We start from the raw sequence: 9,213 nt of genomic DNA, 5'->3' as shown, positions 1-9,213 counted from the left end.
TAAAATAGATAAAACCACCGGAAGTGGGGGCAGCGGCTGGTATTCCGATTACTTAAGCCAAGCCAACCGGCGTACTTTTTTCCAATACGAAGTTCCTAAGTTTGATGAGATTCAACCGGCCCAAAGGAACTACATTCAACATTACTTTGAACTGTTTGAAAAGGCCTTGCACGATCAAAATTTTGACGGGACCAACGGCTTTCGGCAATTGGCCGATGAGGATAGCTTTATCGATTACATGATTATGAATGAGCTATCGAAAAATATTGATGGCTATCGCTTAAGTACTTTTTTGCACAAAGACAAAAACGGCAAGCTGAAGTTGGGCCCGATTTGGGATTTTAACCTGGCCTTTGGGAATGCCAATTATTATAACGGTGAATCTACTTCGGGCTTTCAGTTTGAAGCCAACCTGGGAAATGACGATTGGCAAAACCCGTTTTGGTGGCCAATTTTGTTCGAGGAGAATACTTTCCGGCGAAAGTTGAAAGACCGCTGGAGCAGTTTGCGCGAGAATCAGTTGTCTGACCAGCGAATCACCATCGTGGTCGATAGTTTAACGAACTTGCTGACCGACGCTCAAGGTCGTAATTTTCAGAAATGGCCGGTACTTAATACTTGGGTTTGGCCCAATGCCTATGTTGGCAATAACTATTCCGCAGAAGTGAGCTGGCTGGAAAGCTGGATCGCCAACCGCCTGAACTGGCTCGATACAAACATCGAAGCCTTGTATGTTGGTTCGCCCAATCTGGTTCAAAATCAGGATGTTCATGTTTTTCCCAATCCCTTCCGAAATGAGTTGTACCTCGAGCTGAGTTCAAATGTTCAGAACGATTTGCGTTGGATGATCTACACCATCCAGGGAACGAAAGTCATTGAAAACTCACTGGAGCGGGGAAGTGGTCAGGTAAGCCTTGATGATGCCGCAGTTAGGGCACTTCCTCCTGGCGTTTATTTTATCCGGATCATGCGGGACGATCAGGTGTTGTTCAATCAAAAATTGGTAAAGCAATAATCGTTCGCCGGTTTTGCCTACGTGGTTTGATTATCGGCATATTTGTTAAATGACTGTTTTGGTTGAATAAGTTTTTAAGCTGCTTTGGAGGATTTGTTTATCTTTGCCCCATCCAAAAAAACAGATTCATGCAAGAGAAAATTCTGATCCTCGATTTTGGTTCGCAATACACCCAATTGATCGGCCGTCGGGTGCGCGAATTGAATATCTACTGTGAGATTTATCCTTACAACCATTATCCTGATATTGATGAAACCGTAAAAGGTGTCATCCTGAGTGGAAGTCCGTTTTCGGTACGCGATGAAAATGCGCCAAAGCCTGACCTTTCAAAAATAAAAGGCAAACTCCCTTTGCTGGGCGTATGTTATGGAGCGCAGTATATGGCGCACTATTTTGGAGGCGAAGTGCTGCCATCCGATTCGCGCGAATACGGTCGGGCCAACCTGGGATTTATAGATCAGGAGAGTGAACTGTTTAAAAAAATGACTTTGGGTACGCAGGTCTGGATGTCGCATGGCGATACGATTGAACACCTGCCCGAAAATTATACCATTATCGCGTCAACCGGCGATGTGAAGAATGCCGCCTATAAAATTGAAGGCGAACCCACTTACGCCATCCAGTTTCACCCCGAGGTTTATCACACCACCGAAGGAAAACAATTGTTGCAAAACTTCGCGGTCGACATTTGTGGTTGCAGGCAAGACTGGACACCCACTTCGTTTATAGAAACAACTGTGGCCGAGCTGAAGGAAAAGCTGGGCAACGACAAGGTGGTACTCGGCTTGTCGGGCGGTGTGGATTCATCGGTTGCCGGCGTGTTGTTGCACCAGGCCATCGGTAAAAATTTGACCTGTATTTTTGTTGACAATGGCCTGTTGCGCAAGAACGAGTTCGAATCGGTGCTCGATTCCTACAAAGATATGGGACTGAACGTGATTGGGGTTGATGCCAAGCAAAAGTTTTGGGACGATTTGAAAGGGGTGACCGATCCGGAAGGAAAACGAAAAATCATCGGTCGCGATTTTATTGAAGTGTTTGATGCCGAAGCGCACAAAATTCAAGATGTGAAATGGCTGGCCCAGGGAACCATTTACCCAGATGTGATTGAATCAGTCTCCGTGAACGGCCCGTCGGCAACCATTAAGTCGCACCACAATGTGGGAGGGCTGCCTGAGAAAATGAACCTGAAAGTGGTGGAGCCGCTCAACTTGCTTTTTAAAGACGAAGTTCGACGGGTTGGAAAAGCGTTAAATATCAAAAAAGAATTGCTGGGCCGTCACCCATTTCCAGGGCCAGGGTTGGGCATTCGCATTCTGAGCGATGTGACGCCTGAAAAAGTGCGCATTTTGCAGGAAGCCGACGCTATCTTTATCAATGGTCTGCGCGAGTGGAACTTGTACGACGATGTTTGGCAGGCTGGTGTAATGTTATTGCCGGTGCAGTCGGTCGGTGTTATGGGCGATGAGCGTACCTATGAAAATGTGGTGGCGTTGCGTGCGGTCATGTCAACCGATGGAATGACAGCTGACTGGGTTCACTTGCCTTACGAATTTCTTGCAAAAATATCGAACGAAATTATTAATAAAGTGCGAGGCATCAACCGCGTAGTGTATGACATTAGCTCCAAACCGCCTGCAACCATCGAATGGGAATAAGCAGGTGTTGATTTGACTTTATTGAAAAACCGATCAGTTTTCTGGTCGGTTTTTTTTATTGCTGGCCTCTATTTTTCGGTTTCGATCGGTTCGTCGGATGAACACTTTTTGCTGTTTAACACTTATTAATGTGTACCTTTTGTTCCGGGGGAGATAATCTTTTATCTTTACCGGTTCGAAAATTTAAAAAGCAATGACCATGATAACAGAAATAAAGAAAACAATAGCCGTTGGTATTCTCCTCTTTGTGGGGCTGATGGTAATGACCAATCCGGCACAGGCACAAGATGTTCAGGCAAACATGATGAAGTATGGACGATTATTGCAGTTAATTGAAAGCAATTACGTTGATACCACAGATATCGATGATTTGACAGAAAAAGCCGTTGTGGAGGTACTGAAGCAGCTTGACCCGCATTCGGTTTATATTTCCAAAGAGGAAGTTGAAAAAATGAATGAGCCACTGCAGGGAAGCTTTGAAGGCATTGGAATTTCATTCAATATCTTAAAAGATACCTTGTTGGTGGTTGCAACAATTCCCGGAGGGCCATCTGAAAAAGTTGGTTTGCAAGCTGGTGATCGAATTATGCAGGTAGACAATAAAGATATCGCCGGAATCGGTCTAGAAAACAGTGATGTTTTTGAAATGCTTCGTGGCGATAAGGGAACGGTTGTCAATCTGAAAGTTCTTAGAAAAAGGAACGAAGACTTATTAGACTTTCGAATCATTCGAGACAAGATTCCAATTCACAGCCTGGATGCCTCCTACATGATTAACGATGAAACGGGATACATCAAGCTGAACCGATTTTCGGCAACCACGACCGATGAGTTTTTTGATGCCATTAAGGCATTGAAAAAAAGCCCCCGGTTCGAGAATTTGGTTTTGGATTTACGCGGAAACGGCGGAGGTTATTTGAAAGCTGCCATTGAGTTGGCGGATCAATTTCTGGGTGCTTTCAAAATGATTGTTTACACAGAAGGAGAAAATAGCCGGAGGAAGGATTATAAAGCATCTGCTTTGGGCGAGTTTGAAAAAGGCAAATTGGTTGTGCTGATTGATGAAGGTTCAGCATCGGCCAGTGAGATTGTTGCCGGGGCCATCCAAGATTGGGACCGTGGCGTGGTTGTAGGGCGCCGTTCGTTTGGGAAAGGCTTGGTTCAGCAACCTTACTTCTTAAACGATGGCTCGATGGTTCGGCTGACCACAGCACATTACTATACGCCAAGCGGTCGAGGCATTCAAAAAGCCTATGATGAGGGAGTTGAAGCGTACCGGAGTGATTACCGGAAACGCTTTGAGGCTGGGGAGTTCTTTACACGGGATAGCGTTCACTTTGATGAGAGGCTAATGTTTGAAACCTTGATCAACAAGCGAACAGTTTATGGCGGCGGCGGGGTGATGCCCGATATTTTTGTTCCAATGGATACATCACAGAATTATGGCTACTTCAACCAAATGGTCCGAAAAAATATTGTTTACACGACCACCCTTGATTATCTGGATAGAAACCGCGGCGAGTTCACACAAAAGTATCCGTCATTCGATGCTTTTCAGAGAGACTTTGTCGTTGAAGATCAACTGGTCGACAAGATGATAGTGGAAGCAGATCATGAAGGTATTGAACGAGATGATGAAAGTGTAGCCTTTGCCCGGCCTATTATTAAAGAGCAGGTTAGAGCTTTAGTAGCCCGGGATTTATTTGGGCAAAATGAATTTTATCAAATAATAAACGAGGATAATGATGTGATTAAGGAAGCTCTAAAGGTCTTGAAAAGTACCTCTGAATATAAGAACCTTCTGGTAGAGAACTAATCCATGAATGATTCTTTATTGACTTGGCTAACGGCTAATTACATTGAGTTGCTTGGGGCTGTTCTGGGGTTTGCATACATTTTTCTATCTATACGTCAGCATATTTTTACCTGGCCGGTTGGTTTAATAACTTCAGCAATTTACGCCTACGTATTTTTGGTTTCGAAATTTTATGCCGACATGCTTCTGCAGGTTTACTACGTGGGAGTGAGCATCTATGGTTGGTATTTTTGGCTGAAAGGGAATCCCGATTCAAAAGCTGAATTGAGAGTGAGCCGGCTGCCAAAAAGGTTTTACCTCCCGATTACAGGTATCACAATTGTTTTGTTCTTGATCTTTCTTTTTGGTTTGAAGTATTACACTGATTCTCCGGTCCCGTTTGGCGATTCACTCACAACGGCCATGAGTATTGTTGCCACTTGGATGTTGGCTCGAAAATATCTGGAACATTGGCTGATTTGGATCTTTGTTGATTTTTTCTCTGCTTTTCTGTATGGCTTTAAAGGGTTGTGGCCAACCGTGATTCTATTTCTGGTTTATACCGGCATGGCAGCGGTTGGGTATCGCAGTTGGAGAACCGATTTAAAAAAACAGCATGCGTAACATTGTCCGGATAGCGATAACAGGACCCGAATCGACGGCCAAAAGCACTTTGGCGCAGGCGTTGGCCGATCATTTTGATGGCATTTTTTTCCCGGAATATGCCCGCGAATACTTCCGGGAACATTCAACGGAATATACTTACCAGGATTTGGAATGGATTACTAAAAAGCAAATTCAGCAGTACCATGAATCTTCAGACTGCCGGAAAAATTTGGTTTTTTTTGATACATGGCTAATCATTACCAAGATTTGGTTTCAGTGGGCTTACCAAACCGAACCCGCTTGGCTGGAGAAGGAGATTTCTACGCTGCCCATTGATTTGTATCTGCTCTGTTTGCCCGATATTCCATGGGAACCCGATCCCTTGAGGGAACATGGCGGTGAAGACCGGCTGCGGTTGTTCGATGCGTATAAATCAGAATTGATCCAACGAAAGTTGAAATTTGTGGAAATTGGGGGGCTTGGAGGCCAACGGGTTGAGAATGCCATACAGGCTGTTAAGTCTTTGCTTTGCTCCTGATTTGTTTTAAGCCTTTCCTTGCTTTTCAGTAATAAAAAGGGGACTTTTGTTTGAGTATAAATCTCCATATAGTTTTCTGAAATCAAAAAAATAGTTAGATGAAGATTGCTGCAAACATTACGCAACTGATTGCCAATACGCCGATGGTTGAGCTGAACCGACTGACGAAGGGATGTCTGGCTCGAGTGATTGTCAAGCTGGAATCACAAAATCCGGGAGGTTCGGTGAAAGATCGCCTGGCCTTGGCGATGATCGAGCGTGCCGAGAAAGAAGGACTGATCAATAAAGAAACGGTTATTATAGAACCAACCAGCGGAAACACTGGAATTGGATTGGCCATGGTTTGTGCGGTGAAAGGGTACTCCTTGAGAATTGTGATGCCCGAAAGTGTTTCGATGGAGCGCAGGATGATCTTGCGGGCTTATGGCGCCGAGTTGGTACTAACCAGCGCGAAAGGTGGAATGCGTGAGGCGATTGAGCACACTGAGCAACTGGGCCGTGCGTTGGAAAATGTTTTTATCCCTATGCAGTTTGCCAATCCGGCCAACGTGGAAATGCACCGAAAGACAACCGCACTCGAGATTTGGAATGACACGGATGGTATCGTTGATATTTTTGTGGCGGGAGCTGGAACCGGTGGCACCATTACCGGTGTTTCGGAAGTGCTAAAAGAAAAAAAGCCATCGGTGTACAGTGTCGTCGTTGAGCCTCAAAACTCGTCTATATTATCGGGTAATCCGCCAGGGGCGCATAAAATTCAGGGTATTGGTGCTGGTTTTATTCCGAAGATATTGAATACTAAAATTTATGATGAAATTTTTCAGGTGTCGGACGAAGACGCATTAGAGACAGCCCGTTTGCTGGCAAAAGAAGAGGGACTGTTTTGCGGAATATCTTCGGGAGCCAATGTGTACGCTGCCTTGGAAATAGCCAAAAGGGCTGAAAACAAAGGCAAGTGCGTTGTTGTTATCCTATGCGACACCGGTGAACGATATTTAAGTACAACCTTATTTAATCAAGAAAAAGATGCAATCTGATTCAAAAATTCTAAGTATTTTAAATAAAACAGTCGATCAGCTTTCCGCCCCACAGAGTTATGGCGAGGTCTGCCATGAACATCGATTGGGAGAACCATTACCATCGACAGAAAAGCTGGCAAAGATTGTCAACATGATCCGCGAAATTCTTTTTCCGGGTTATTTTGGAAATACAAGCCTGCGACCAAATACAATAAAACATTACATGGGGGTTTATGTCGATGAGCTTTTCGAAGCTTTGTCGGAGCAAATATTGGCCGGTCTATGTTTTACCTGCGAAAATCCTGAAGAAGTTGATATGCAGGAACGTAACCAGCATGCTCAGGCGCTCGCTTCGGAGTTCATTTCATCGCTGCCCGAAATACGCAGAAAATTGGTTGGCGATGTTGAAACCGCCTTTGTTGGAGACCCAGCTGCAAAAAGCCAAAGCGAAGTGATTTTTTGTTATCCGGCTATCCGAGCCATTTCAAACTACCGGGTGGCACACCAATTGCTGAAACTGAACGTGCCTTTAATTCCGCGGATAATTGGGGAAATGGCGCATTCGGAAACAGGAATTGATATTCATCCCAAAGCTGAGATTGGAGAATCATTTACTATCGACCATGGCACGGGCGTGGTGATTGGTTCAACCTGTATTATCGGGAATAATGTCAAGTTATACCAAGGGGTTACCCTGGGCGCAAAAAGTTTCCCCTTGGATGAAGACGGAAACCCAATCAAAGGGGTTCCACGTCATCCGATTGTTGAGGATAACGTCATTATTTATGCGCAGGCAACCATCCTTGGCCGGATTACCGTTGGTCAAAATTCAATTATTGGTGGTAACGTTTGGGTAACCAATAATGTGCCGCCTAATTCAAAAATTGTCCAGTTTAAGGCGCGTGAAACATCGTTTAGCGATGGAGCTGGAATTTAGTCACCAATAATTAGTGACCATTCACTAATTTCTTAATGAAAAACATGCAAGATAATTATCGTTTTGTGGCTACTACTTATGCGGGGTTGGAGTCCGTTTTAGCCGAAGAATTGATTACTTTGGGAGCCGATGAGGTGGAACAAGGCAGACGTTCCGTTTATTTTAGCGGAGATTTGGAGTTAATGTACCGAGCGAACTATGCCATGCGTACTGCTTTGAAAATTTTGATGCCTTTGCGTACCTTCCGCATCAAACGGGTCGATGATCTTTATCATCAGGTGTCGAAAGTGAGGTGGGAAGATTATTTTGATGCCAATCAAACATTTGCAGTACAAAGTAAGGTGTTTAACGAGCTGTTTCGAAATTCGATGTTTGCATCGCTGAAAGCCAAGGATGCCATTGTGGATCGGTTTCGCCGGATAAGCGGGCAACGGCCTTCAATCAATACGAGTCAACCTGACATTCTGATTAACCTTCATATTTCCAATGAAGAATGTTCTATTTCGTTGGATAGCAGTGGTGAATCGTTGCACAAACGAGGCTATCGTATCGGAAATCATGAAGCGCCGATTAGCGAGGTTCTTGCTGCCGGAATGCTGAAATTGTCAGGGTGGAATGGTGATGAATCATTAACTGATCCGATGTGTGGCTCAGGAACAATTGTTATTGAAGCCGCGATGCTGGCTAAAAATATTTTACCAGGCGAGATTCGTCAAGGGTATGGTTTCCAGAAATGGAAAAATTATAATGAGGCAATCTTTAGAAATATTAAAGACCAAAAAGATCACAATCAGCTTGGTTTTAAAATCTATGGATCAGATATTTCGAGACAAAATATCGATATGGCCTATAAAAATGCCGAAAAAGCGAATGTCTTAGATGTTGTTCAGCTCGATATTGCTGATTTTCGTACTTTGGAAAAGAAAGATGATTCTTCTTTTCTGTTGTTTAATCCCCCTTATGGTGAGCGAATTAAAGCAGGTGATCAGGCTTTTTACGCGATGGTCGGAGAACGCTTGAAACATCATTACCCAAATACCACTGCCTGGATGATCAGCACGAACGAATGTTTGAAATCGATTGGTTTGAGACCCGAAGTTAAAATTCCACTTTACAATGGTTCGCTGGCGTGCAGCTTTCGAGAATATAAACTTTATAAAGGGTCTAAAAAACCGTCTGATTAATTCTGTTTTTAATTATCGTAATTAAATTGCACCTGTTTTGTTGTCCGCAGAAATCTTATTTACAAGAACGCTGCTCAAAGAACGGTTGAAAATGATAAAAAGACACCGGACGTTATAATCCTTATTCTACGGAGCTTTTCAAACTAAAATGTGCAATGGTTAATTTTTGATAAAGTAAGTGATGGTTAGTCAAGATCAGGAACGATTAAATCTTTGTCACGAGAGATGCCACCTTTTACTTGGTTTAATTCTTCTTTTGTTAAAATTTCGAATGCATCAAAAATGTTGTTTTCGTTGTTAGCAAATAAAGTTTTCATTACTTTTAAATCTTAATGGTTAATACTTTTAATTCCTTAATTATCCTTTGTTCGGTTCTTTATTCCGAAAAAGGGGAAAAGGTAACCCCACCGAGAGTGAAAAAAATGAAAAAAAATAGACTTGTTTCATCTAAGGTTCTTATT

At 43.4% G+C, this 9,213-nt stretch carries 9 protein-coding genes; 8 read left to right on the top strand and 1 reads right to left on the bottom strand.

Features of this window, described 5'->3' with window-relative positions; translation table 11 throughout:
• From AAC033_RS17180 to AAC033_RS17145, 8 genes are all read left to right on the top strand, one after another.
• The coding region (locus tag AAC033_RS17180; protein ID WP_339740391.1) for a CotH kinase family protein at window positions 1–1,015 on the top strand (1,015 nt) is incomplete at its 5' end.
• Window positions 1,016–1,143: 128 nt separating this feature from the next.
• Window positions 1,144–2,673: a glutamine-hydrolyzing GMP synthase gene (guaA, locus tag AAC033_RS17175; RefSeq protein WP_339740389.1), complete on the top strand. Its 1,530-nt coding sequence runs from the start codon at window positions 1,144–1,146 to the stop codon at window positions 2,671–2,673.
• A gap of 199 nt (window positions 2,674–2,872) precedes the next feature.
• Window positions 2,873–4,489 carry a S41 family peptidase gene (locus AAC033_RS17170; protein ID WP_339740387.1) on the top strand — a complete coding sequence of 539 codons (1,617 nt, stop codon included), beginning with the start codon at window positions 2,873–2,875 and terminating at the stop codon, window positions 4,487–4,489.
• A gap of 3 nt (window positions 4,490–4,492) precedes the next feature.
• Window positions 4,493–5,092: a nicotinamide riboside transporter PnuC gene (gene pnuC, locus AAC033_RS17165; protein WP_339740385.1), complete on the top strand. Its 600-nt coding sequence runs from the start codon at window positions 4,493–4,495 to the stop codon at window positions 5,090–5,092.
• The gene (locus AAC033_RS17160) at window positions 5,085–5,612 is read left to right on the top strand and encodes an ATP-binding protein (protein WP_339740383.1); all 528 of its coding nucleotides are present in this window, start codon (window positions 5,085–5,087) and stop codon (window positions 5,610–5,612) included. Before pnuC ends, AAC033_RS17160 begins: the two co-directional genes overlap by 8 nt.
• A gap of 98 nt (window positions 5,613–5,710) precedes the next feature.
• Window positions 5,711–6,649, top strand: coding sequence for a cysteine synthase A (gene cysK, locus AAC033_RS17155; RefSeq protein ID WP_339740381.1), 939 nt, complete (start codon window positions 5,711–5,713; stop codon window positions 6,647–6,649).
• Entirely contained in the window at window positions 6,639–7,568 is a 930-nt protein-coding gene (gene epsC / locus AAC033_RS17150) for a serine O-acetyltransferase EpsC (RefSeq protein ID WP_339740379.1), read from the top strand. Before cysK ends, epsC begins: the two co-directional genes overlap by 11 nt.
• A 44-nt stretch (window positions 7,569–7,612) precedes the next feature.
• Window positions 7,613–8,752, top strand: coding sequence for a THUMP domain-containing protein (locus AAC033_RS17145; protein WP_339740377.1), 1,140 nt, complete (start codon window positions 7,613–7,615; stop codon window positions 8,750–8,752).
• Between the two features lie 185 nt (window positions 8,753–8,937).
• On the opposite strand, the gene AAC033_RS17140 is transcribed toward AAC033_RS17145, so the two are convergent.
• The gene (locus AAC033_RS17140; RefSeq protein ID WP_339740375.1) at window positions 8,938–9,069 is read right to left on the bottom strand and encodes a bacteriocin; all 132 of its coding nucleotides are present in this window, start codon (window positions 9,067–9,069) and stop codon (window positions 8,938–8,940) included.
• Window positions 9,070–9,213: the final 144 nt, after the last annotated feature.

This window comes from uncultured Sunxiuqinia sp., from assembly GCF_963974515.1.
In the GTDB taxonomy this organism is placed as follows: domain Bacteria; phylum Bacteroidota; class Bacteroidia; order Bacteroidales; family Prolixibacteraceae; genus Sunxiuqinia.
The sequence above is the reverse complement of the archived record's forward strand: the minus strand, read 5'-3'. Positions and strand labels throughout refer to the sequence as shown.